Raw genomic sequence first — 23,812 nt, 5'->3', positions numbered from 1 at the left:
TTATTTAATCTATTTATCTTTCAAACAACAAAGATATTGTTAGCTATTTTTGCGGTTTATGATAATTATCATATTGTTTTTGTATACTTAAAAGCTCTTCAACGTATGTTTTTTCTAATCACACTTTGTAGATAGTCTTTTTAACTTTTTACTAATTAAACTATAAATAGCTTTATAAAAATTCAAATATAAGTATTAATACTTAATTATTGTAATTTAATTAAGTATTAATACTAAGTTTTTTTTTAATTTTGAAGTACTTTTAATAAGTAAGCTGAAGTTTATTCAGTTTTCATCTGCTTATTTCTAAAATAGGCTATTATGGCAACAACAACCATTAATAATGCTACAACATATACAAATTTTGGAATAGGTAAGGGGTCGCCTGCGGCGTAACTATGTAAACCTGAAAGGTAATAATTGACTCCAAAGGATGTCATGATTATAGACCAAAACGCAAACATACTCGCCACATTTAAAACGTAATTATTATTTAATTTTGGTATAAATCTTAAATGCAACACAATAGCATAAACGATGATGCTTATTAAGGCCCAAGTTTCTTTGGGATCCCAAGCCCAATAACGTCCCCAAGATTCGTTAGCCCACACACCACCTAAAAATGTTCCGATGGCTAAAACAAACAAACCAATGGTCATGGCTATTTCATTTATATAGCTAAGTTCTTTAACTTTAGTTTCTATAATAGCTTTGTTTTTTGGGTTTTTAAAAATTATAAGTATTAACGCCATGAGTCCTAGAACAGCAGATAAAGCCAAAGGTGCATAACTACTTACTATAGTTGCTACGTGAATTTTTAACCAATACGATTTTAATACAGGCATTAAATTGGTGATTTCTGGATTCAACCAATCCAAATAACTTACAAACAATAGGGCGCCAGAAAATAGGGTAGCCAGTGGTAGTGAAAAATCTGATTTTCTAAATGTTAATAAGCCACATAATAATAATACCCAAGCTACAAAAACCAACATTTCATAACCATTGCTCCAAGGGGCGTGTTGTGCCACATACCAACGCAAAATAATATTAGCTGTAAAGCATAAAAATGAAATTAATGTTAGAATTATAAAGGTGTTATTAATGAGTTCGATAATTTTTTTATGCGAAAACATCTTTAAAATAGCGATTACTAACAATACAAACCCAATGGTAAAGAATACTTGAAACAACCAAAAGTTTACATTTGTTTTGTTGTACCAAATTTCAGCTTCTATTCTTTCTGGGGTTGGAATGACTTCGGCACCTAAAACTTCTTGGTATTTTTTAATGTACATTAACTTTTCATGTGCATCATCATATTTAAAGGTTGCAACATCATTAAAATAAGCGGGAAGGATGCTTTGTGCAAATTTGGCATCTTCTTCTGGGAAATCGTTAAAATCGTGAATATAACTAAACCACGTGTTATTGGAATCGTTTTTGTTAGGGAATATTTTAAGATAATTGCCTATAAATAAGTTATATAGAATATTGAAACGTTCGTCAATTTTTAGTACTTCTTTATCAAATTCATTGCGTTCGGCAGGTTTTTTCTTATTAGCTTCCTCAACTTCTTTTGATAATAAATAGTTGCCGCTTGCGTCCATTAAACTTTTGAAAGACACCAATGTATTCGCCCCAATTTTCACATCTTTTAGAACATTTCCAGTTTTGTCAAAATCTACCTTTATCATAGGTATTTCTTGCCAAACATTAGGTGCCATATGAATTGCTAAAAACACTTGGTTGGCATCTAAAACTAATGTTTCGTTTTTAACGGGATATGAAAAGTTCGATTTTCTTGAAATTTTTCTAATAAATTCTGAAGCCAGTGTATTTATAGGTTTAATTCTTCCGTCTAAGTCTTGAACCAATAATCTACCAAAAAAGTCGGCATGTGCTTTATCTGTTTTTTGTGATTCCACCAATCTTTCAACAAAAATAGCCGTAGAATCTTTTGTGTTTTGGGAAAAACCAAATTGAATACCCAGCAATAAAATTAGAGTTGCCAAGGGTTTTTTTAATTGCTTTAGTTTTTTGTTTATAAAATGAAAGCGAGATGCTTTTCCGAAAAGGGCAAAAAACATACCCAACGTCAATAAAAGATAGCCTATGTATGTAACAATGGTGCCTAAACTATCGTGATTTACAGATAAAACGGTTCCCAATTCATCGGTATCATAACTTGCTTGAAAAAAACGATAGCCTTTATAATCCAGTACATTATTCATAAATATTTTATAAGGAATCATGTCTTCACCATCAAGTATTAAAACTTCACTGGCATACGCTGAAGGACTAGAAGAACCTGGGTAACGTTCTAATTGAAAATCGTTTAGCTTTATTGAAAAAGGCGTTTGAATAGCAGCGGCACCGTAAGAAAGTATAACGCGAACACCATCAATTTCTATGTCATGATGTGTTGGCAACATACCTTGTCTGTATAATAAATTTAAAGGTTTTTCTTTGCCATTTACAGATACATTTACTAGTAATGCATCGTCTTTTGTTTTGTCGTTATCTTTTGGTTTTGCAGAAGTGCTTTTAATTTTGAAAGCACCTTTTTCATGATAGGATAAGGGTACAAATGAAATATCTCCAGACCTGTACAACGTTCGTAAATTAATAGGGTGCAAACTATCTTTAACTAAGGTGCCTGCTTGTTGTGAAGCCATCATGAAAAAATCTAAGTCATGAGGTGATTTTATACTGAATGCGCCATTTTCTTCAACTATATTTATAATGCTTTCTTTTTCAGAATTAAAACCAATTTCATGTTGGTGATCGCCAAATTTTTGAATTTCACCATGTTTTAAATAGATGGTATTTCTACCTTCACCTTCGGTAACAACCATTTCTAATAAGGGTTCTCCATCTTCATCATTATCAACGACTTCTGCAATGGCATCTGGAATAAATTCTTTGTAAGAAATAATAATAGGCTTATTATTAAAAGTGGTTTCTAAAGAGAAATCATTATTTTGAATAGGTGAGAACGCTAATTTTTCTTTTAATATAGTTTTCGTTTTTCCATCGGTAATCGTAGCGTTCAAAAAATTAGTGTCAGATATAATAATGTTTGAAGAAGCACCTTCCCTAATACGCATAATACCTCCGTACGACGTATATCTTGTAATTGCCGAACCTAGAATGATGATGATAAAAGCCACATGAAATAAAAGGATAGCCCACTTTTCTTTTCGAAGCAATTTGTATTTAAATATGTTGGCTATAAATGAAATAACCAGACCTAGCATTACTAATTCAAACCACCAAGAATCGTATATAACTACCCATGCGGTTGCTGTTCCATAATCGTTTTCAACAAATGTAGCAATAGCCATAGCCGTTGCAAATACTAACAGTAACAGTAAAGCTAAACTTGACGAGGAGAAGAATTTATATAGTTTTTGCATGATGATAGTAAATAAAATAAGAAAGATAACTTTTAAGGTTTTTTAAAAAACCTTAAAAGCTACCTTTCTTGGTGACAAATTAAATCAAATAATTATTTAGTTAGTTATTTTGTGCAATTTTTTTACTGCCATAGGTAGATTCGCGTTTTTTTGCAGCCTCTAACCATTTTGGTACCAAATTTTTCTTAAATTCTTTTTTCTCTTGTTTTAATTTTTCAATATCTAAACCAATATACTCTTGAGCTTTTTCTTTAGTTGAAATATCTGGCATATCTACTGGTTTGTTATGTCCTAATTCCGCTAATAAACGTGCTAATTTTACACGAGCATCTTGAACAATTGAAAATCCACCACCTAAAACTCTAGCAATTTCAACGGGAGCATGAAAGGAAGCACCGTGAGATGCGGCAGCATAATCCCAACGCCATTGTGCATGACGGATATCCATTAGAATATCTTTCATTTGCTCTTCAGTAGCGCCTAAATCCCAAGCTTTTTTAGCTTCAATATGTGCTTTTACTAAGAAATCTTCAAGTTTAATTCTGTTTTCAGCTGCCTTTTGTTGACGATCGTAAACATTTAGTTTTAATTTTTCAGCTTCTTCTCTATGGCAAACTTGACATGCATTTGAAACATTATTTAAAGGCGATTGAATGTGGTGGTCGGTAAATTTTTGTCCACCTTCACTTTTATATGGCATGTGGCAGTCTGCACACGAAACACCTCTATCAGCATGAACACCTGTTAAATATGTTTCATAACCAGGATGTTGTGCTTTCAACATGGGTGCACGACTTAATTCGTGAGTCCAATCTGAAAATTCAATAGCATCATAATACTCTTCCATAGCTTCCACAGTCATTCCCTTTTCCCAAGGAAGCTTTAAATAAGGGATACCTTCTTTTCCTGGTATATTTTTATCAAAATAATATTCAACATGGCATTGCGCACAAACTAAAGAGCGCATTTCTTGGTGTGTTGCATTATTAATGTCTTTGCCCATAGATTGAAAAGCTTCAACCAAAGCAGGTCTTGAAATGGCTAATTTCATGGTTTTAGAGTCATGACAATCTGCACAACCAATAGGGTTTACAACTTCATCGCCTTTATCGGCCCATTTTCCAGAGTAAAATTCGGCAATACCTTTTTCGTTCATTAAACGCGGTACATCTGGACTTTTACATGTCCAGCATGTTGCAGGCATAGGGCCGTCACCTTCTCCTTTTGGAGCTCCAGTTCTTAAAGTATTTCGAATATCTTCAATTGCATATTGGTGTCCTCGACCTTGATTGTAATCTTTTGAAAAACCATAACCAGCCCATAGCACTACCATTCTGCTATCTTCATGTAGCATATCGCGCATCGCATTTCCACCTTGATAAGTAGCAAAACTAGTATCGGCTGTTTGTAGAAACGATTGGTATTCTGCTGGGTAATTCTTACCCCATTCAGCGTTTCTTGGTTCATTTTCTCCAATTTCAACCTGAGGAACATATTTATATTTAGCCTCATTTTTTCTATTAACTATACTTGAAGCTAATAGTCCTAGTAGAAATACAACTACTACAGTTACTATAAATAAAACTTTGTTTTTCATGAATGAATGATATTAATTTTTGGTTATTTGGTTTGCATTTCTTTTTCTAACCACCCAGGAATTACTGTTTTTTCCGTATCTGTTGGAATGGGTGCAATATTGTTTTTTATGGTTGAAATACCATGAACGGTACCATGTGGCACTTCTTGGTGGCAACTCCAACATTGTCTTTCTGTTCTGTTTTTAGCATGATCTTCAATCCAGCCATCAAACTTTGTTTGAGTAACTTGCTGAACATGGCAGCGGATACAATTATTTTGCACCACTTCTTGAGATTCTTCCCTCATGAACATAACCTCTGGTTCTGCTCTTAACGTAAACACTGAAGAGTGGAACAATCCATCTTTTGCTTTAAAATAATACTTATTAAAAACATTGTTATGGGGTACGTGGCAATCGTTGCAGGCAGCCCATTGCCTGTGCGAACTATGCATCCAGCTATTATAAACGGGTGTCATAACATGGCAGTTTACACACGCCAAAGGATCATCGGACATGTAAGATACTAGTGATGCTTCTTTAGACATGAATAGACCTAAACCCGTCATAACAGCAATTAAAAAAACGGCAACGGTTCGCCATCTTGATTTTTTGTCTGGGAAAATTTTTTTATAAAGATTCACACGTGTTATTTATCTGTTTTTGAATATTTTTTAACTAACTCTAAGAGATAGATAATTTATATAATTTTATAAAAATAATTATTAGTACACAAAATTCCTATATAATTTTAAATTAAATGCTGATAAAAATCATATCTATTAAAAGAAAGCTTTTCGTCATGTTTACTTTTTATGAAAAAAATGTTTGATTAAAATAGTATGATTCAAACAAAAAAATATATAGCAATTATATATAAAGAGTAAGGCTCTAAATAACAAAACTTTAAGTAAAGTGGTTACACATTTATATCAAACATGTAGCCACTTTACTTAATAAAGAAATTCTATTTATTTGTTAAATGTATAGCTTAACCCAAATTGAATCATGGAAGTTGTCATTTCGTAAGAAATAGACGTTCCTGGGATTGCTCCGTTAGGATTGCTTGGTGAAGCCATTAAGGGAGACAACATTTGTCCTTCAGTGGCTCCATTACTATCACCATAATGGTATACAGCATCGATTTTCCAACTATCATTTACTATATAACTAAACCCAAATTGATATGCGTTTTTAATGACGGCAGTGGCAGGAATATTAAAGAATGTTATTTCCTCTGGAATGGGGTTTGAACTATAGGTGTAGCCAATACGTAATGGTAATTTATTGATTCCTTTATATTGAAGTCCAGTAGAAAGAATAGAGATGTTTTCCCATCCAAACCCAGCTACGGAAGCTGTTGGAGTCCATCCAGTTTTTGCGAAACCTTCGGTATTTTCATAATCTACTCTTCTAAAGTCAAGTGCAAAATCTATATTGTTTATAGAGTAACCAAAACCGAGTGATAAAATCGCTGGATAATCCATTTGAAATGAAACATTTGGAGCAGCAGAACCATCTAAATACGTGTTGTTGAATTCAAAATCACTGAATTTTTGAGCCGTTTTATATGAAGCTCCAAGTTTTAATCCATAACCAGAATCGTAAAATAATCCAAATTGAGCACCAAAACCAATAGCTGTCGCTTTATCAGTAGTAGGGTATCCTAAGGTCATACTTGGTGAGGACAACGGACTAGGAGCTAATTCTAAAGCCGCATAATTTATGTTTGGCTGAATTCCAATAGAAAATTTATCTGAAATCTCATAAGCATACGATAAACCAACTTGTAACAGCATATAATCAGATTCTATATGACCAAAGCCCATAGCGGCTTGAGGATAATTTATAGGATTAGAATTTACCGTAGGATTAAAGGATGCACTCAATGGGTTATTGGCTTCTTCTGGAAATGTAACACCAAATCCGCTAATACCAAAAGCTGAAACACCAAAGGTGTGTTTGCTGTCTTCTTTACCCCAAACCATTGCTAACGCTGGCATAGGAGACATGCCTCTATCATCTTCAGTGGTACCACTTACTCCAGGAGCTCCAGTACCTAACATTCCTGCTGGTAATGAAGAAGATAGTTTTGGTGAAGAAAAGAATAGCCCTACATCGAGTTTTAAAATTTTACTGTCAAAAACTGAAAGCGTAGCAGGGTTCCATTGCATGGCTCCAGAAATATCAAGTGGTTGTGCTGTTGCAGCGCCACCCATAGACATGTTTACGGCGCCAACACCTTGCATAATGTGTCCTGCCTGTGCAAAAATGGATGTAGTAAAGATTAAAAACAAAAATTTTAAAATATTAGTTTTCATAATAAAAAGTGTGTTAAACATGTGAAAATAAAATGAACCAAGAAAATGGATGCATTAAACATGAAGAGTTAATTTAGGTTAGTTGAATAATTGTTAAATTTACTTGGTAAAAATTGCCATATCTATGACTTTTGTCATCGTTTTTTAATTATTCTACTAATTGTATATGAATATTTAACAAAAAAGTTTTTGTTTAATTTTTAGGAAGGAGGCATGCTTTGCTTAATTTTTTCATCATAGGATTTAAGCCAACCTCCAAAGTTTGTTTCATCACCTTCGAGTCATCTTTATGGCATTGTAAACAAGCACCTACTAATAATAGGCGTTTTTGTTCAGATACATTAAAGGGTCTGAAATCGGTTCTTGTGGATTTTATAATTGATTTATCTTCCTTTTTAAGGAAAGGTATCCATGCATCTTCGGGTAAATTGTCATTTTCGTTCAATGCGTATTCGGGTATAAAAACCCACTTGCCATTATTGTTTTTAATTTCATAAGTTAAAGTTCCATTTCCATAACCTAGAGTAGCAGCATTGGAATGGCACGATTTACAATCGCGAACATTTTTAGTAATGGTATGCGGAGAATTTGGTGCATATAACCTGTGAAAGGATACATCTTCACCTATGTTTTTATTGGAATAACTCCCTTTATCAATAGTTAAAATCATACCCGGTATAGCTGGCTCTATTTTTTTACCTTCTTTAGTTTCCCTTATGCCTAAAGCGGGTTTGGAAGATGAGAATTCTGCAACATATTCTTTCCATTGGCCTTTTACATATTTTTTATCTAATAAGTCGAAGCCACTAGTTTCATCTTTATCAAATTGATTATGGCAACCAATACAACGTGGTGTCCATGATGAATGACAACTGGAACAACTCACATTTTCATGCGCATTATCACCAGAACAAACTAAAGATTGTTGTTTTATATTATGAAGTTTGCCATCTTTTTTACCTATTAAAAATGCTTTTCCTTTTGAATCTATAAAGGTATTAACTAAAGGGTTCTTGTCTTTTTTAGTAACAATAATTTGCTTATCAGTATGTTTATAATCACGATGCAAAAACACCAGTCTACTTTCAGTATCTAAAGAATCATAAGGAATTGTGTTAGCTTTATTTTTAAAATGGCAATCAATACATTGAACTTTCACCGCTTGTTCAGCATGCGAATAGGTGTTTCCATCACCCATAACTTCGTGAGATGAATGGCAATCTATACACAACAAACCTTTTGTATGATGTACATCTTCTTCTATAAATTTATAAACGCGTTCATCTTCAAAAACCTTATATTCCGTTTTGTTTTTTACTTCTTCTTTATTCAATAAAGTTTCTTGAAAGCCTATATAATTGGTTGAAATTCTACTAGACCTGCTATGGCATCCAAAGCAATGGGTATCGTTTACAAAAATGTTTGTTGAAGGGTGAAATGATGGAAGTTTCTTTTTATTTGAAGCTAAATAGGCATCTAAATCATCTGTTGCTTCTTTGGAATAATTTAAATGACAGGCATTACAACCACCACCACGGCTTATTTCAGTAATGGGACCATAACTTGTTTTTTCTGCTCCTAAATGGCAATTAGCACATAAATCTCTAAGATGCTTGTCTGAAGGCGAATTTTTTATGTCCTTAATATGGTAATGATAATCTGGGGAATCCGCTTCACCAAAAATAAACTTATCTACAGCTACTAAACCACAATTGGTAGTCATTAACGACGTATTAATTTTATTTAGTTCGTTGGGATGGCATGTTCCGCAGGTTTCCTTAGCATCGGCTAAATTTCCTGGAATTAAAATCATGCCCTTGTGTGCCTCTTCTTTAGTAAATGCAATGGTATTTCCTAAATGACAACTTGCGCAACCAATAAGTTCAGGATTATGATAATTTGAAAAGCCTTTGGTCATTGTATGACAAGCAAAACATGATTCGGAATTTAAAATATGGTTGGTTGAAATACCATTTTCATATTTAGTATCACTTTCAAAAATATATTTATTTCTAAAAACAAATAATATGGCAAAAAGCAAAAATACTAGCGTAAAAAATCCTCTTAAATAATTCTTGTTTTTCATCATAAATATTGTAATTCAAAATTACAATATTTAAACCGATTTTAAATAATAAATGGAGGCCTTATGTAACATTTGTTACATATAAAATACTGATAACATGACATTTATCATAATATCACAATCCCTTTTTAAATATTTTTATCACAGACAAACAATTAAACTTATGACTACTTCGAGAAGAAAATTTATAAAAATTTCTGCCTTAGGTTTAGGAGGTTTAGCAACAGTTTCTACCGCCTACAAAATGTTTGGTGGTAATTCTTTAATAGATTCGGTTATTAAAGAAAACATTGCTAACAAATTTAAAAGAACGGCCACGTATTGTGAAGTATGCTTTTGGAAATGTGCAGGTTGGGCATATTCAGACGATAAAGGAAATGTACAAAAAATTATTGGAAATGATGACGATCCACATTGCAACGGCAGACTTTGCCCCAGAGGAACTGGTGGTGTAGGCATGTATAATGATGAAGACCGATTAAAAACGCCTTTAATTAGAACCACCATAAATGGAGAACAAACCTTTAGAGAAGCTAGTTGGGATGAAGCTTTGAACCTAGTTGCTTCAAAATTTAAAGGGATAAAAGAAAAATATGGTCCCGAAGCATTTGCTTTACTTAAACATGGTTGCCCAGGTTGGCATTTCGAACATTTATTTAGAGCCTATGGATCAGACACAAATGCAGAACCTGCTTTTGCACAATGTAGAGGGCCAAGAGAAACGGCTTTTGCCTTAACATATGGCTCTTGGGTAGGCTCTCCAGAACCAACCGATATACGGAATACGAAATGCTTGGTATTAATAGGTTCTCATATTGGAGAGAATATGCATAACTCCCAAGTACAAGAAATGTCTGACGCCATAGATAATGGCGCCACTATCATAACTGTAGATCCTCGTTTTTCAACTGCAGCTAGTAAATCACAACATTGGTTAGCCATTAAACCAGCTACCGATATTGCATTGTTACTTTCTTGGATGCATGTATTAATTGAAGAAAATCTATATGACAAAGAATATGTTGAAAAATATGCTTTAGGTTTTGATGAATTAAAAGCACATGTTAAACAATTCACACCCGAATGGGCTTACGGTGTAACGACCATAAAACCAGAAGAAATTAGAAAAACGGCTAGAGCCATGGCGCATGCAGCTCCTGCCGTCATTGTACATCCAGGCAGACATGTGGTTTGGTATGGAGATGATACACAAAGAGAACGCGCTATCGCTATTTTAAATGGATTATTAGGATCGTGGGGACGCCGTGGAGGGTTCTATTTTAAAGAAAGTATTTCGGTTCCAAATTTTCCTCATCCAGAATATCCTGAACCTAAATGGGATTGGCGAGATATAGGTGAAAATTTTCCGCTTGCACAAATGGGGCTTACCAATGAACTTATTAGGTGTTCAATTCCTAATAAAGATAATAAATACCCTATTAAAGCGTGGATGGTTGCAGGAACAAATCTAATTAAATCTATTCCAGATACTAAACAATTACAAGAAGCCTTAGAAGCTTTAGAGTTTTTAGTAGTAATAGACACCATGCCGATGGATATTACTGGGTATGCCGATGTGATTCTTCCAGAATGTACTTATCTAGAACGTACTGATATTGTGCGGTCTGCCACCAACAGAGAGCCTTCTATCGCAGTACGATTTGCAGCTGTACCACCTAAATATGAGTCTAAACCGGGTGCGTGGATAGCTAAAGAAATTGGCATGCGATTAGGCTTGGAAGACTATTATAATTATAACGATTTTGATGAAGTTGTTGATTGGCAATTAAAAGAAATGGGAACTTCAAGAGAAGAAATGGAGAAAATTGGCGTTAAAAAATACCCGCGAACAACAGGCTCTATGTATTTGAATGAAGATGAAACTCATGTATTTCATACACCTAGTGGGAAAATTGAATTTTATTCGCACGAATTAGCTGAAAAAGGTTTTGATGCTCTGCCAGTTTATACACCGCATCCAGAACCGCCTCAAGGTTTCTACCGTTTAAATTACGGTCGTTCGCCTATGCATACTTTTAGCAGGACGTCTAACAACCCAAATTTAACCGAGCTAAAAAAAGAAAATGACCTATGGGTAAATCCTAAAGTAGCCCGAATTCTTGGACTGAAAAAGGGGCAATATGTTTGGTTAAAAAATCAAGATGACATTATTTCAACATTTTCAATAAAGGTAAGAGTTACAGAACGTGTTCGCTGGGATTCTGTTTATATGGTTCATGGCTTTGGAAATGATAATAAAAAATTAACTAGATCGTATGGTAAAGGCATTGACGATACCCAAATGATTTCGAGAATATTTACAGACCCTATCATGGGAGGAACTGGTATGAGAGGAAATTATGTTACTATACTTACTGAAGATCCACATAAAAACGAAGTGATATGAGATATGCGATGGTTATAGACACATTAAAATGTGTTGGATGTAGTGATTGTGTTGTTGCTTGTCAAACGGAAAATAATGTACCACTTGGATATTGCAGAGATTGGATTACCGAAACGGTTGATGGAACCTATCCTAACATTGTAATGGAATTAAAATCTGAACGTTGCAACCATTGTGATAATGCCCCTTGTGTACGCTGTTGCCCAACAGGAGCAAGTCATATTGTAGATGGAGGTATTGTTTTAGTCACCGCCGATGAATGTATAGGTTGTGGCGCTTGTATAGAGTCATGTCCTTACGATGCGCGTTACCAACATCCTGATGGTTATGTAGATAAATGTACATTCTGTCATCATCGGTTGGAAAAAGGACAACTTCCAGCATGTGTTTCTGTTTGCCCTACTAAGTGTATGTATTTTGGGGATTTAGATAATCCGAATAGTGAAGTTTCTCAATTGTTGAAAAACAGAAAATATAAAACCTTAGCACCAGAAGCAGGTACAAATCCACATGTATTTTACTTAATTTAAAATAACAATTATGCAAGAAGAATTATTTACTAGCGGAAGAAATATTCCAAATATAGATCCTTCATTACAAATCTGGCATTGGCCAATTTCCTTGTACTTATTTTTAGGTGGATTGGCAGCAGGTATTTTATTTTTTGCGGCGTTATTTTATATCTTAAAAAAAGATAATGAATACTCAACAGCCGTTAAAGTAATTTCCATTGTGCCTCCAATAGCATTATCTCTTGGATTAATGGCGTTAGTTTACGACTTAACCCACAAACTATACACCTGGCAACTTTATACAACCTTCAGAATAGAATCGCCCATGTCTTGGGGAGCTTGGGTTTTACTTATTGTAACGCCCTTATCATTTATCTGGACGTTCAGCTATTACAGAGAAGTATATCCAAAAACAGAAGCTAAATTAAAATTATTTCAACGCCTTAAATTCTTAAATACATTCGAACAATTCATTGTAAAAAATAGAATTTATATTGCCTATGCTCTAGTTCCATTAGCTTTAATTCTAGGCGTTTATACGGGTATTTTACTATCGGCATTTAATGCAAGACCACTTTGGAACAACGCTATTTTAGGCCCATTATTTTTAACTTCCGGACTTTCAACTGGTGCCGCAGCTATTATTTTATTATCCAAAAACACAAAAGAAAGACACTTATTTGGTAAAATAGATTTAGCATTAATAATTATTGAATTAGCATTAATTGTGCATATGATAATGGGCTATTACGCAGGTTCTCAAGTTCAATTAGAGGCTATGCAATTATTAGTTGGTGGCGATTTTACCGTTATGTTTTTTGGATTTGTAGTCATACTTGGATTGATAGTACCAGCTGTTATGGAACTTATTGAACTTATTGGTTACAAAGTACCGGTAATAGTTCCTGCAATGTTAGTAATTATTGGCGGAATCGTTTTCAGATTCGTTATGGTAGAAGCCGGACAATTAACACGTTTTCTTTATTAAAAACACTAAATTATGAAAATAGATAAACAAACAAATAGCCATACTTATTGGAATCCGTATTTCGGAGGATTCATTTTAGGTATCATCATCATTTTTACTTTTTACATCACAGGTAGAGGTTTAGGAGCTAGTGGAGCTATGAAAAGTAGCGTGGTTACTTTAGTAGATACTGTGGCGCCTTCGCATGCAGAACATAATGCTTATTATAGCACTTTTATTAGTGAAGACGATTCTCCTATGAATACCTGGTTGGTTTATGAAGCCTTAGGCGTTTTAATTGGAGCCTTTATTTCTGGAGGATTAAGCGGAAGAATTCGTTGGAGAGTTCAACATTCGCCAAAAATTAGTAGCAAACGCCGTTTGGTATTTGCTTTATTAGGAGGTGTTCTATTTGGCTTAGGAGCACAAATAGCTCGCGGTTGTACTAGTGGTGCTGCTTTAAGCGGTATGGCAGTACTCTCTACTGGTGGATTTGTTACGATGCTCGCCATATTTGGAACGGCATACGCCACGGCTTACTTTTTTAGAAAAAACTGGATTTAATTAATTAAAAAAATAAAACTATGGGACCATTAATTCCTAACAATTTAATTCCATTAGAATGGAATAGTATCATCGCAATTTTAATTGGAATCGTTTTCGGGTTTGTACTCGAAGCTTCTGGTTTTTCTTCTTCAAGAAAACTTGCAGGCGTATTTTATGGCTACGATTTTGCTGTATTGAAAGTGTTTTTTACAGCTGCAGTAGTTTCTGTAATTGGTCTGTATTATATGGATTATTTAGGTTATTTAGATATCACGCAACTGTATGTACATCCAACGTATTTATGGGGTGCTATTATAGGTGGTGCTATTATGGGCGTAGGTTTTGTAGCCGGTGGTTTTTGTCCAGGCACGAGTTTATGCGCTGTTGCCATTGGTAAACTAGATGCTTGGGTTTATGTGGGTGGTATATTACTCGGTATTTTTATGTTCTCTGAACTATTTAACTTCATCGAACCTATATACGATGGCTATTTTTTAGGAAATATCACATTAATGGACACCTTTAGCTGGAACCCATATTGGTTTATATTCATTTTTTCAATTATCGCCATAGTTGCATTTGCCTTTTCTGATTTTGTTCAGAAAAAGATAAAAAAAGTGTTTTACTAATTAAATAAAGCCACAAAATGACTAAAAAACAAACTGCAAAATTTCTTAACTTCAGATATAAGATTCTCGCATTAATACTCGTGGTTTTAGCTGGAGGATTGGTGTTATTGCCTAAATATCAAAAAAATGAAGGTATAAAACCAGAGCAATTACTTGCCAATACTATTAGTTTAGAACGCTACATTTCAACCGATCAAATGGCGCATAAGTTAATCAGCCAAGACCCTTCATTTATATTAGTGGACGTAAGAGATGAAAATAGTTATAATTCCTATACGCTTCCCAACGCCATTAATATTCCGCTTAAAAAATTATTAGATGATGAATCGAAGGCATATCTAAATCAAAATCAATTTGATGTCGTCTTTTTTTCAAATGATCATTATTATGCAGACCAAGCGTGGATTTTATGCAACAGATTGGGATTTAAAAATTTACGTGTTTTAAAAGGAGGGCTTAACCATTGGTTTAAAACCATAATAAACCCACCAAAACCCACCGAAGATATGCCCGAAGAAGCCTATAGTTTATATGATACTAGAAAAGCAGCCAGTATGTTTTTTGGTGTTGTATATCCAGATCAGGTACAGTCTAATGAAGTGGAAACACCTAAAATAGCACCTAAAAAAATAATTACAGTTAAAAAGAAAAAGAAAGTAGCAGAAGGTGGCTGTTAATTTAAATTGATTGTTTCCAATAAAAATTAAAAATAATAACATGAAAGAATTAGAAAAAGTTAAAAATATATCTATTGCTTCTACCTTATTTATATTGGCTGTAATTATTGGACTTCTTACCTATAAAAGACCAAAAAATACGTTTGCTTTAAATACAAAAACAGCGCTTGAGAAAATAACTAGCGATAGTTTTTTTGTGCCTTTAGTAAATGTAAATAACCAAAATTATAAATTAATTGATGTTAGAAGTTCCTATGAATTTGATAAAGGGCATTTGGATACTGCTATCAATATTTCAACTCCAGAGATTTTAAAAGAAGCTAATTTGGAAATTTTTAAAAGTTTAAAAAAAGCTGGAAAAACAGTTGTTTTGTACGGAAATAATCCTGAAGAAGTTAATACTACGTTATTAATTTTATACCAACTTGGGTACAATAATGTTAAGCTTTTAAAAGCTGAAATCAGTTATTTACAAAACAGATTAATAACAAAGAATAGTGATATTGAAAAATCTGAAAAAGATATAGCTGAATTTATTAAAGAATCTACAAAAAATGCAGATTCTAGCTCTGTAATTCAAATTGTGACGCCTCCTAAAAAAGTTATAACAGTAAAACAAAAAAAGAAAAAAACGGCAGAAGGCGGCTGTTAATTATATTATTCTGAATGAGCTATATGTCTATAACCTCTATTATATATTCAAAGTGAGCAAACAAGAACTTTTTTTAAGAAATAAAATCAAAAAATATTATCCAAAAACATTTGATAAAGAATTAATTGATGAAATCATTAAAGTTGGTGAATATAAAAAAATTAAAAGTGGTGAACTTTTAATTAATATTGGAGGCAAAATGTCTCATATTCCACTTATTTTAGAAGGTATTTTAAAAATAATAAGGAAAGAGAAAAATGGAGAAGAAATTGTTCTTTATTTCTTAGAAAGTGGTGATACTTGCGCCATTTCATTCGCCAATTGTATCAATAAAAAACGAAGTATTTTTAAAGGTATTGTTGAAAAAGACCTAGAAGCCATTTTTATACCTGTTGAATACATTGATGATTGGATAGTTACATATAAATCTTGGCGATATTTTATTATTGATAGTTATCATTTTCGATTACTAGAAATGGTTGATGCTATTGATAGTTTGGCATTTATGAATTTAAACGAACGTATTTTAAAATATTTAACACACAAAGCAGAGATTAATAATAATTGCGAACTTGAAATCACCCACCTAGAAATTGCTCACGATTTACATACTTCAAGAGTAGTGATTTCTAGAATAATGAAACAACTTAACGACGAAAATAAAATTTCTTCTGCACGAAATAAAATACGTGTTTTAGTTCCATTAACTAAATAGAAATTGATTTAAATCATTAAAAATTACGTTATATTTGTAAATACATAACGCATAGCAAATGATATCGATTTCAGAAGCCATTCAATTAGTTAAACACCACAGTTTTCCGCTTTTAAAAAAGGCACATAAACCCATTGAAAAATCAGGTGGCTATAAACTTTACGAGGATGTTTTTTCATCTATAAATATGCCTCCATTCAGGCAATCGGCCATGGATGGTTATGCTTTAAATTTGCATGACAATTTAGCCTATAGTTTAATAGGTGAAGTTAAAGCAGGAGATTCGCATCAACCCAAATTAAAAAAAGGAGAAGCCGTTAGAATTTTTACGGGTGCACCCGTTCCAGATTCTGCCAATGCAGTTATCATGCAGGAAAAGGTATTAGTTGATGGTTCTAAAATTACACTTCAAATTCAAATAAACATAAATCTAAACATTCGACCTGTAGGCGAACAAGTAAAAAACGGAGATTTAGCCTTACCAAAAGGTACAAAATTAACACCAGCAGCTATTGGGTATTTAAGTTCTTTAGGTGTTCAAAAAGTATCTGTATTTAAAAAACCAACTATTGCGATCCTCAATACAGGGAATGAATTGGTTGAAGCAGGTGAAGCATTAACGTATGGAAAAATTTACGAAAGCAATTCTAAAATGCTTCAAAATGCACTTTACAATCACAAGTATTATGATGTTACAATTCACAAAATCGAAGATGATTATAATAAAACGGTATCAAAATTAAATGAGGTTATAAATGCAAACGATTTAGTAATTATTTCTGGAGGCATTTCTGTTGGCGATTACGATTTTGTTGGTAAAGCTCTTGAAGAACTGAAGGTAGAACCCCTTTTTTATAAAGTAAAACAAAAACCAGGAAAGCCCATTTTCTTCGGAAAAAAAGATGACAAACTTATTTTTGCATTACCTGGAAATCCTGCAGCCGCTTTAACTTGTTTTTATATGTATGTGTATATCGCATTGCAGAAATTTATGGATAATTCGGACGTTGAATTACCTCGAATTAAAGCAAAATCAGTATCAAAATTCACTAAAAGTGGAGATAGACCACAATTTTTAAAAGCTATTTATAATACTGGTGAAGTTTCAATTTTAGAAGGACAAAGTTCTGCCATGTTACAAACATTTGCCGTTTCAAATGCCATGGTTTTTATGGATGAATCCCTTTCCAGTATTGAAATTGGAGACACTGTTGATGTTATTTTATTACCGCAATAAACCATCATTTATGAGTTATAAAATTAAAAGCAGAATTTGGATTGAATATGATGATCATGTATTATTAGGAGAAGGTCGCGTGCAGTTATTGAAAGCTATTGAAGAAACAGGATCCTTATCAAAAGCCGCAAAAACTCTAAATATTTCATATAAAAAAGCTTGGGATTTAATAGATTCTGTAAACAAATCGGCAGAGCAACCAGTCACTATAAATTCAATTGGAGGTAAAGGTGGAGGAGGTGCTCATTTAACCGCTTATGGTAAATCGTTAATTCGGGTCTTTGATGAAATTAATCAAAATTGTTGGGGGTTTTTGGATGCACAATTAGAAAAAATCAAAGATTTATAAAATGCTACAAACCGAAAACATATACCTTTTTTTAGTTTTATTGCCCATCGTAGCATTTCTATACGCGAGCGTGGGGCATGGTGGCGCCAGTGGGTATTTGGCACTTATGGCGTTATTTTCATTTGCACCAGAAACCATGAAACCAACAGCTTTAGTACTCAATTTGTTTGTAGCTGGTATTTCATTTTACTATTATTTTAAAGGAGGATATTTCAACAAAAAACTGTTTTTATCGTTTGCAATAGCATCCATTCCATTCGCATATTTAGGAGGTACTATAGAAATTGATGCTTCCGTTTACAAAAAAATATTAGCTATTTTATTGGTGTTTGCCATTTTAAAAATGCTGAATATTTTTGGAAAAGAAAGTGATTCTATAAAAGAAGTGAAGCTTTGGCAAGGGCTTTTAGTAGGAGGTATCATAGGTTTTTTTTCAGGACTTATTGGTATAGGTGGCGGCATTATTTTAACACCCATAATTTTACTTTTACATTGGGGGAATATGAAAGAAGCCGCAGCGGTTTCAGCGTTATTTATTTGGGTAAATTCAGCTGCTGGACTTGTAGGGCAATTAAGTAGTGGTGTGAAATTGGAAACCGAAACCTTTGTTTTGGTAGTAATAGCTTTAATTGGAGGTGTTTTAGGTGGTTATTTAGGAAGTAAAAAAATAAATAATCAAAATTTAAGATACATATTAGCTTTTGTACTCGCCATTGCCTGCGTAAAATTATTTTTCACTTAAAATGATAGACAAAAAACACATAACAGGCATTATTCTTTCCGGTGGAAAAAGTTCGCGCATGGGTACAGATAAAGGCTTTTTATTGTATGATGGTAAACCCTTTGTTCAGCATAGTATAGAAGCGTTGAAGCCATTAGTTTCAACTATAATAATTGTTTCAAATAATGAAGATTATGATGTTTTTGGGTATAACCGGATTGAAGATATTATTAAAAATGCGGGGCCATTGGCTGGTATTTATTCGGGGTTGAAACATTCATTAACAGATTATAATTTAGTGCTGAGTTGTGATATTCCTTTGGTTAAAACAGACCTATTAAAAAAACTTATTGATGCGATTGATGGTGAATCTGAAGTCATTCAAATTGAAAGTCAAGGTAAAAACATGCCTCTCATTGCACTTTATAAAAAGCCATGTGAAGCTGTGTTTTTAAAACTTTTAAACGAAGGGGAGCGCCGTTTGCAATTTGCAGTCAATCAATGTAAAGTAAAAAATGTGGTATTGAATAATGAAGATTCCTGCTTCACAAAAAACATCAATACTCCAGAACAATTAAATGATATTTTAAAATGAGAATCACTATAAAATATTTCGGATTGATAGCAGAAGTAACACAATGTGAAGAAGAAACGATTCAATTTTCTGGACATTTAATTTCTGAAGTATTAGAAATATTACATTCAAAATACACGGAATTAAAAAATAAAAATTTTCAAGTAGCTCAAAATCAAGAGTTGGTGTTTTTAGAAACTAGAGTTACAGGTCAAGAACTAGCATTATTGCCACCATTTGCTGGTGGATAAAAATATGAGTAGATATAGCAGGCATATTATCCTTTCGGAAATCGGACAAACAGGTCAAGATAAGTTATCGAACGCAAAAGTGTTGGTGGTTGGTGCTGGTGGTTTGGGTTGCCCTATTTTACAATATTTAACGGCAGCTGGAATTGGCACTTTGGGTGTTATAGATTTTGATGTGGTTGAAACATCTAATTTGCAACGTCAAGTATTATTTGGAACATCAAGTTTTGGGAAAAACAAAGCCGAAGCCGCAAAAAAACGGTTGGAAGATTTAAACAATGAAATTTCAATTATTGCTTATCCTGAAAAGTTAACCTATCAAAATGCATTAAACTTATTCAATCAATACGATATTATTGTTGATGGCTCCGATAATTTTGAAACGCGCTATTTGGTGAACGATGCGTGCATCATTACCAACAAACCTTTGGTTTTTGGAGCGATTTATAAATTTGAAGGTCAGGTGTCTGTTTTCAATTATCAAAACGGACCCAGTTATAGGTGTTTGTTTCCAAATCCACCAGAAAAAGATGCAGTTCCTAATTGTTCACAAGTTGGAGTTTTAGGAGTATTACCAGGGATTATTGGTAGCATGCAAGCCAATGAAGTTCTTAAAATTATCTTAGGAATTGGAACTGTTTTAAGCGGAAAATTACTTTGCTATAATGCTTTAAATTCTCAAACAGTTGTTTTGAAAATCACCAAATCGGAATTTGAAATAGCTCAGGTTTTAAAAGAACAAAGCGATTTTAATAATAAGAAATTAATTGAAAATTGCGAATTTGAACCTCTTGAAATTTCTATCAATGATATTTCAACACTTGAAAATATTCAGTTTATAGATGTTCGGGAATTACATGAACTTCCAAAAATAAATGGTATTGAAATTACAGCGATTCCATTAAATGAACTGGAAAACTCTCTTTATAAAATCGATTCTAAAAAACAGAAAGTTATTTTTTGTCAATCAGGAATTAGAAGTAAGCAAGCGGTTTCCATACTAAATCAATTAAATATTAATAATTGTTTTAGTTTAAAAGAAGGTGTTTTTGAAATAAAAAATATAATCGATAAACGTCATTGCGAAGAAGGAACGACTGAAGCAATCTTTTCCAAATAGAAAGATTGCTTCGTACCTCGCAATGACTAACAACATATAAAATGACAGATAAAAAACCAAAAAGTGTTTTCAAGCAAGGAGCCATTTCTTCGGAATTTATAGGAGAATCCATTGCAAAACATCAAACTAAAACAAGTATTGGTGCACACAATATATTTTTAGGACAAGTACGCGCTGATGTAATTGATGGAAAAGCAGTTGCAGCTATTGAATACACAGCGTATGAAGACATGGCTAACCAAAAATTTAGCGAGATTCGTGAAGCCACTTTCGATAAATTCGAATTAACCTGTATGCATATTTACCACAGTTTAGGTATTGTAAAAGCTGGGGAAATTTGCTTATTCGTTTTTGTTTCATCACCAAGAAGAAAAGTGGTTTTTGAAGCTCTAGAGTATATAGTTGAAGAAATAAAAGCTCATGTACCTGTATTTGGAAAAGAGATTTTTGAAGATGATTCGCATCAATGGAAAGTCAACAATTGATTATTTTTTATTGATTATTTAATATTAAAATCCTTCTATGAAAGAACAATTAAAGTTAAGGACTAAAGTATTTGCCCACAACTGTGTTAAATTAACGCAATCATTCCCAAATACTTATCTAGCTAATCACATTAAAGGACAGCTAATTAGATGTTCAACTTCTGTAGCAGCAAATTACAGAGCAACATGTATTGCGCAGTCTAAACCAAGTTTCGTAGCTAAAATTAGTATCGTTATTGAAGAAGTGGACGAATCTAATTTTTGGTTAGAATTTGCTTTAGATGAAAACTTAGTCCTAAAAGAAGTTATTGAATCAATTATGAAAGAATCTAGCGAATTAACTTCTATTTTCATAGCTTCAAGGAAAACTGCTAGTTCCAATAGTCAATAATAATTAAAATTAATAAATCGCAAAATGGTCGATATTACCAATAAAAATACAACACTTAGAATTGCAACTGCGCAAGCCATTGTAAAAGTGAGCAAACAGGAAACCATTGAAGCTATTGAAAACGATAGGGTTCCTAAAGGAAACGTGTTTGCTATGAGTAAAGCTGCAGGCTTATTAGGTGTTAAACGAACACCCGATATTTTACCTGATTGCCACCCTTTACCGATTGAATATACGGGTGTTGAATATGAGATTAACGGATTGGAAATTAACGTTTTATTCACTGTAAAAACCATTTATAAAACAGGGGTAGAAGTAGAAGCCATGCATGGAGCAAGCGTTGTGGCTTTAAATATGTATGATATGTTGAAACCTATAGATAAAGGCATCGAAATTCATCATATAAAACTGCTGAATAAAAAAGGTGGGAAATCAGATTTTAAAGACCGTTTCAGAAAGGATTTAACAGCAGCAGTTATTGTGTGTTCCGATACCATTTCCGCAGGGCAAAAAGAGGATAAAGCAGGGAAAGCCATTATTGAAAAGCTTAAAGCTTGTGGTGTACAAACAGAAGCTTATGAAATAATTCCTGATGAATTGGACGTGATTCAAAACAAAGCTAAACAGTATCAAGAACAAGGTGTTGATTTAATAATTTATACAGGCGGCACAGGGCTTTCTAGTCGTGATATTACACCCGAAGCTCTTATTCCTTTATTAGATAGACGGATTCCAGGTATTGAAGAAGCCATTCGTAGTTACGGACAAGATAGAACGCCATATTCCATGTTATCACGTAGTGTGGCAGGTACTATAAAGAATACTTTAGTGCTAGCATTACCAGGTTCAACCAATGGCGCCAGCGAATCCATGGATGCTATATTTCCATCCGTATTGCACATTTTTGGCATATTAAGAGGAGCTAGACATGACTAAAAATGTTTATTCATGGATTTGTTAAGTCGTTTAAACGATGACACAATTCAACGATTCAACAATTAAACAGAAGAAAGCAAAGAAATGAGTGAAAACAAAAACATATTACAAGATTTACACGGTAGAAACCATGCGTATTTACGTATTTCACTCATAGAACGATGCAATTTACGTTGTTCGTATTGTATGCCAGAAGAAGGAGTGCAGCTATCTCCTAAAAGTCATTTAATGACGTATGAAGAGATATACGACATAGCCAAAACCTTTGTAAAACATGGGGTTTCAAAAATAAGGTTAACAGGTGGTGAACCATTAATCAGAAAAGATATTCCTGTTATTTTAGAAAAACTGGCCACTCTTCCCGTTGAATTATCAATTACTTCAAACGCTGTTATAATTGATAAATTTATTGATGTTTTGAAAGTTAATGGCGTGAATAAAATCAATATCAGTTTAGATTCTTTAGACCGAGAAAAATTTAAAGAAATAACGCGTCGTGATCAGTTTGATATCGTATACAAAAACATGCTTCTTTTAGTGGATGAAGGTTTTACTGTGAAAGTGAATGTGGTGTTGATGAAAGGTTTCAATCAAAATGAAATTATCGACTTCATCAACTTAACTAAAGACTTGCCTATTGTAATCCGTTTTATTGAATTTATGCCTTTTGATGGTAATAAATGGGATATGGGTAAAATGGTTTCCTATGCAGAAGTGATGGAATATGTAAATGCTTCTTTTTCCGAAGAAAATATTGAACGCTTACAAGATGCACCAAATGATACGTCTAAAAACTATAAAATTTCTGGTTACAAAGGTAGTTTTGCGGTGATTAGTTCGGTTACCAATCCGTTTTGCGATTCGTGTAACAGATTGCGCTTAACCGCTAACGGACAATTAAAAAATTGCTTGTTTTCTTCCTCAGAATCCGATTTGTTAACAACCCTTCGAGCAGGAAACTCTATAGAACCCATCATTCAAAAAGCAGTGCAAGCCAAGTTTAAAGTGCGTGGTGGTATGGATACACTTAAAAAACTTCAAGAACCTAAATTGCATAATAATAACAGAAGTATGATTACGATAGGTGGGTAAATAATTAAATGATATTACACTCTCGTATTTTTACTTCTATTCTTAAAAATATCTAAATTTTAATTAGGATAAATTTGTCCGTTATTTAATTTAAATCTACATTTGCATCTTCTTAAAAAAAGTAATATTGAAAATAAGGACAAAAATATCCT

At 33.2% G+C, this 23,812-nt stretch carries 23 protein-coding genes; 18 read left to right on the top strand and 5 right to left on the bottom strand.

Features of this window, described 5'->3' with window-relative positions; genetic code table 11:
• Positions 1-281: 281 nt before the first annotated feature.
• The 5 genes from ccsA to EV196_RS04900 form a co-directional block, all read right to left on the bottom strand.
• A complete protein-coding gene (ccsA, locus tag EV196_RS04920) occupies positions 282-3,419 on the bottom strand; it encodes a cytochrome c biogenesis protein (protein WP_132215535.1) in 3,138 nt (1,045 codons plus the stop codon).
• 100 nt (positions 3,420-3,519) lie between these two features.
• Positions 3,520-5,016: an ammonia-forming cytochrome c nitrite reductase gene (gene nrfA, locus EV196_RS04915; protein ID WP_132215533.1), complete on the bottom strand. Its 1,497-nt coding sequence runs from the start codon at positions 5,014-5,016 to the stop codon at positions 3,520-3,522.
• A 23-nt stretch (positions 5,017-5,039) separates the two neighbouring features.
• Positions 5,040-5,639: a cytochrome c nitrite reductase small subunit gene (gene nrfH / locus EV196_RS04910; protein WP_243652181.1), complete on the bottom strand. Its 600-nt coding sequence runs from the start codon at positions 5,637-5,639 to the stop codon at positions 5,040-5,042.
• Between the two features lie 327 nt (positions 5,640-5,966).
• Complete coding sequence (locus EV196_RS04905; RefSeq protein ID WP_132215531.1) at positions 5,967-7,316, bottom strand: OmpP1/FadL family transporter; 1,350 nt, start codon at positions 7,314-7,316, stop codon at positions 5,967-5,969.
• 193 nt (positions 7,317-7,509) lie between these two features.
• Positions 7,510-9,405, bottom strand: a complete 1,896-nt coding sequence (locus EV196_RS04900) for a hypothetical protein (protein ID WP_132215529.1) — start codon at positions 9,403-9,405, stop codon at positions 7,510-7,512.
• A 160-nt stretch (positions 9,406-9,565) separates the two neighbouring features.
• On the opposite strand from EV196_RS04900, the gene EV196_RS04895 reads away from it, so the two are divergent.
• The 18 genes from EV196_RS04895 (at position 9,566) to moaA (ending at position 23,660) form a co-directional block, all read left to right on the top strand.
• Positions 9,566-11,809, top strand: coding sequence for a molybdopterin-containing oxidoreductase family protein (locus EV196_RS04895; protein WP_132215527.1), 2,244 nt, complete (start codon positions 9,566-9,568; stop codon positions 11,807-11,809).
• Positions 11,806-12,339: a 4Fe-4S dicluster domain-containing protein gene (locus EV196_RS04890; protein ID WP_132215525.1), complete on the top strand. Its 534-nt coding sequence runs from the start codon at positions 11,806-11,808 to the stop codon at positions 12,337-12,339. The genes EV196_RS04895 and EV196_RS04890 overlap by 4 nt, the downstream gene beginning before the upstream one ends.
• Before the next feature lie 10 nt (positions 12,340-12,349).
• A complete protein-coding gene (nrfD, locus tag EV196_RS04885) occupies positions 12,350-13,309 on the top strand; it encodes an NrfD/PsrC family molybdoenzyme membrane anchor subunit (RefSeq protein WP_132215523.1) in 960 nt (319 codons plus the stop codon).
• Positions 13,310-13,321: 12 nt separating this feature from the next.
• Positions 13,322-13,852 (top strand): YeeE/YedE thiosulfate transporter family protein, encoded by a 531-nt coding sequence (locus tag EV196_RS04880; protein ID WP_132215521.1) that lies wholly within the window; start codon positions 13,322-13,324, stop codon positions 13,850-13,852.
• A gap of 20 nt (positions 13,853-13,872) precedes the next feature.
• Positions 13,873-14,463, top strand: coding sequence for a YeeE/YedE thiosulfate transporter family protein (locus tag EV196_RS04875; RefSeq protein WP_132215518.1), 591 nt, complete (start codon positions 13,873-13,875; stop codon positions 14,461-14,463).
• Positions 14,464-14,480: 17 nt separating this feature from the next.
• Positions 14,481-15,140: a rhodanese-like domain-containing protein gene (locus EV196_RS04870; protein ID WP_132215516.1), complete on the top strand. Its 660-nt coding sequence runs from the start codon at positions 14,481-14,483 to the stop codon at positions 15,138-15,140.
• Positions 15,141-15,180: 40 nt separating this feature from the next.
• Positions 15,181-15,792: a rhodanese-like domain-containing protein gene (locus EV196_RS04865; protein ID WP_132215514.1), complete on the top strand. Its 612-nt coding sequence runs from the start codon at positions 15,181-15,183 to the stop codon at positions 15,790-15,792.
• A gap of 52 nt (positions 15,793-15,844) precedes the next feature.
• Positions 15,845-16,507 (top strand): Crp/Fnr family transcriptional regulator, encoded by a 663-nt coding sequence (locus tag EV196_RS04860; protein ID WP_132215511.1) that lies wholly within the window; start codon positions 15,845-15,847, stop codon positions 16,505-16,507.
• A 58-nt stretch (positions 16,508-16,565) separates the two neighbouring features.
• A complete protein-coding gene (locus tag EV196_RS04855) occupies positions 16,566-17,744 on the top strand; it encodes a molybdopterin molybdotransferase MoeA (RefSeq protein ID WP_132215509.1) in 1,179 nt (392 codons plus the stop codon).
• A 10-nt stretch (positions 17,745-17,754) separates the two neighbouring features.
• Entirely contained in the window at positions 17,755-18,093 is a 339-nt protein-coding gene (locus tag EV196_RS04850; RefSeq protein ID WP_132215507.1) for a winged helix-turn-helix domain-containing protein, read from the top strand.
• Between the two features lies 1 nt (position 18,094).
• Entirely contained in the window at positions 18,095-18,835 is a 741-nt protein-coding gene (locus EV196_RS04845; RefSeq protein WP_132215505.1) for a sulfite exporter TauE/SafE family protein, read from the top strand.
• 1 nt (position 18,836) lies between these two features.
• Complete coding sequence (mobA, locus tag EV196_RS04840; protein WP_132215503.1) at positions 18,837-19,409, top strand: molybdenum cofactor guanylyltransferase; 573 nt, start codon at positions 18,837-18,839, stop codon at positions 19,407-19,409.
• Complete coding sequence (locus EV196_RS04835; RefSeq protein WP_132215501.1) at positions 19,406-19,639, top strand: MoaD/ThiS family protein; 234 nt, start codon at positions 19,406-19,408, stop codon at positions 19,637-19,639. The genes mobA and EV196_RS04835 overlap by 4 nt, the downstream gene beginning before the upstream one ends.
• A gap of 4 nt (positions 19,640-19,643) precedes the next feature.
• The gene (gene moeB / locus EV196_RS04830; protein WP_207902811.1) at positions 19,644-20,756 is read left to right on the top strand and encodes a molybdopterin-synthase adenylyltransferase MoeB; all 1,113 of its coding nucleotides are present in this window, start codon (positions 19,644-19,646) and stop codon (positions 20,754-20,756) included.
• A gap of 41 nt (positions 20,757-20,797) precedes the next feature.
• Entirely contained in the window at positions 20,798-21,241 is a 444-nt protein-coding gene (locus tag EV196_RS04825) for a molybdenum cofactor biosynthesis protein MoaE (protein WP_132215496.1), read from the top strand.
• A 37-nt stretch (positions 21,242-21,278) separates the two neighbouring features.
• Positions 21,279-21,632: a four helix bundle protein gene (locus tag EV196_RS04820; protein WP_132215494.1), complete on the top strand. Its 354-nt coding sequence runs from the start codon at positions 21,279-21,281 to the stop codon at positions 21,630-21,632.
• 24 nt (positions 21,633-21,656) lie between these two features.
• The gene (gene moaCB, locus EV196_RS04815) at positions 21,657-22,568 is read left to right on the top strand and encodes a bifunctional molybdenum cofactor biosynthesis protein MoaC/MoaB (RefSeq protein WP_132215492.1); all 912 of its coding nucleotides are present in this window, start codon (positions 21,657-21,659) and stop codon (positions 22,566-22,568) included.
• Positions 22,569-22,652: 84 nt separating this feature from the next.
• Entirely contained in the window at positions 22,653-23,660 is a 1,008-nt protein-coding gene (moaA, locus tag EV196_RS04810; RefSeq protein ID WP_132215490.1) for a GTP 3',8-cyclase MoaA, read from the top strand.
• Positions 23,661-23,812 lie beyond the last annotated feature (152 nt).

It is taken from the genome of Mariniflexile fucanivorans (genome assembly GCF_004341235.1).
In the GTDB taxonomy this organism is placed as follows: Bacteria; Bacteroidota; Bacteroidia; order Flavobacteriales; family Flavobacteriaceae; genus Mariniflexile; species Mariniflexile fucanivorans.
The sequence above is the reverse complement of the archived record's forward strand: the minus strand, read 5'-3'. Positions and strand labels throughout refer to the sequence as shown.

Excerpts from the sequence above, each read along its gene's own strand:
- ccsA (WP_132215535.1), bottom strand. The coding sequence starts at position 3,419 with ATGCAAAAACTATATAAATTCTTCTCCTCGTCAAGTTTAGCTTTACTG.
- nrfA (WP_132215533.1), bottom strand. The coding sequence starts at position 5,016 with ATGAAAAACAAAGTTTTATTTATAGTAACTGTAGTAGTTGTATTTCTA.
- EV196_RS04905 (WP_132215531.1), bottom strand. The coding sequence starts at position 7,316 with ATGAAAACTAATATTTTAAAATTTTTGTTTTTAATCTTTACTACATCC.
- EV196_RS04900 (WP_132215529.1), bottom strand. The coding sequence starts at position 9,405 with ATGATGAAAAACAAGAATTATTTAAGAGGATTTTTTACGCTAGTATTT.
- EV196_RS04895 (WP_132215527.1), top strand. The coding sequence starts at position 9,566 with ATGACTACTTCGAGAAGAAAATTTATAAAAATTTCTGCCTTAGGTTTA.
- EV196_RS04890 (WP_132215525.1), top strand. The coding sequence starts at position 11,806 with ATGAGATATGCGATGGTTATAGACACATTAAAATGTGTTGGATGTAGT.
- nrfD (WP_132215523.1), top strand. The coding sequence starts at position 12,350 with ATGCAAGAAGAATTATTTACTAGCGGAAGAAATATTCCAAATATAGAT.
- EV196_RS04880 (WP_132215521.1), top strand. The coding sequence starts at position 13,322 with ATGAAAATAGATAAACAAACAAATAGCCATACTTATTGGAATCCGTAT.
- EV196_RS04875 (WP_132215518.1), top strand. The coding sequence starts at position 13,873 with ATGGGACCATTAATTCCTAACAATTTAATTCCATTAGAATGGAATAGT.
- EV196_RS04870 (WP_132215516.1), top strand. The coding sequence starts at position 14,481 with ATGACTAAAAAACAAACTGCAAAATTTCTTAACTTCAGATATAAGATT.
- EV196_RS04865 (WP_132215514.1), top strand. The coding sequence starts at position 15,181 with ATGAAAGAATTAGAAAAAGTTAAAAATATATCTATTGCTTCTACCTTA.
- EV196_RS04855 (WP_132215509.1), top strand. The coding sequence starts at position 16,566 with ATGATATCGATTTCAGAAGCCATTCAATTAGTTAAACACCACAGTTTT.
- EV196_RS04850 (WP_132215507.1), top strand. The coding sequence starts at position 17,755 with ATGAGTTATAAAATTAAAAGCAGAATTTGGATTGAATATGATGATCAT.
- EV196_RS04845 (WP_132215505.1), top strand. The coding sequence starts at position 18,095 with ATGCTACAAACCGAAAACATATACCTTTTTTTAGTTTTATTGCCCATC.
- mobA (WP_132215503.1), top strand. The coding sequence starts at position 18,837 with ATGATAGACAAAAAACACATAACAGGCATTATTCTTTCCGGTGGAAAA.
- EV196_RS04835 (WP_132215501.1), top strand. The coding sequence starts at position 19,406 with ATGAGAATCACTATAAAATATTTCGGATTGATAGCAGAAGTAACACAA.
- moeB (WP_207902811.1), top strand. The coding sequence starts at position 19,644 with ATGAGTAGATATAGCAGGCATATTATCCTTTCGGAAATCGGACAAACA.
- EV196_RS04825 (WP_132215496.1), top strand. The coding sequence starts at position 20,798 with ATGACAGATAAAAAACCAAAAAGTGTTTTCAAGCAAGGAGCCATTTCT.
- EV196_RS04820 (WP_132215494.1), top strand. The coding sequence starts at position 21,279 with ATGAAAGAACAATTAAAGTTAAGGACTAAAGTATTTGCCCACAACTGT.
- moaCB (WP_132215492.1), top strand. The coding sequence starts at position 21,657 with ATGGTCGATATTACCAATAAAAATACAACACTTAGAATTGCAACTGCG.
- moaA (WP_132215490.1), top strand. The coding sequence starts at position 22,653 with ATGAGTGAAAACAAAAACATATTACAAGATTTACACGGTAGAAACCAT.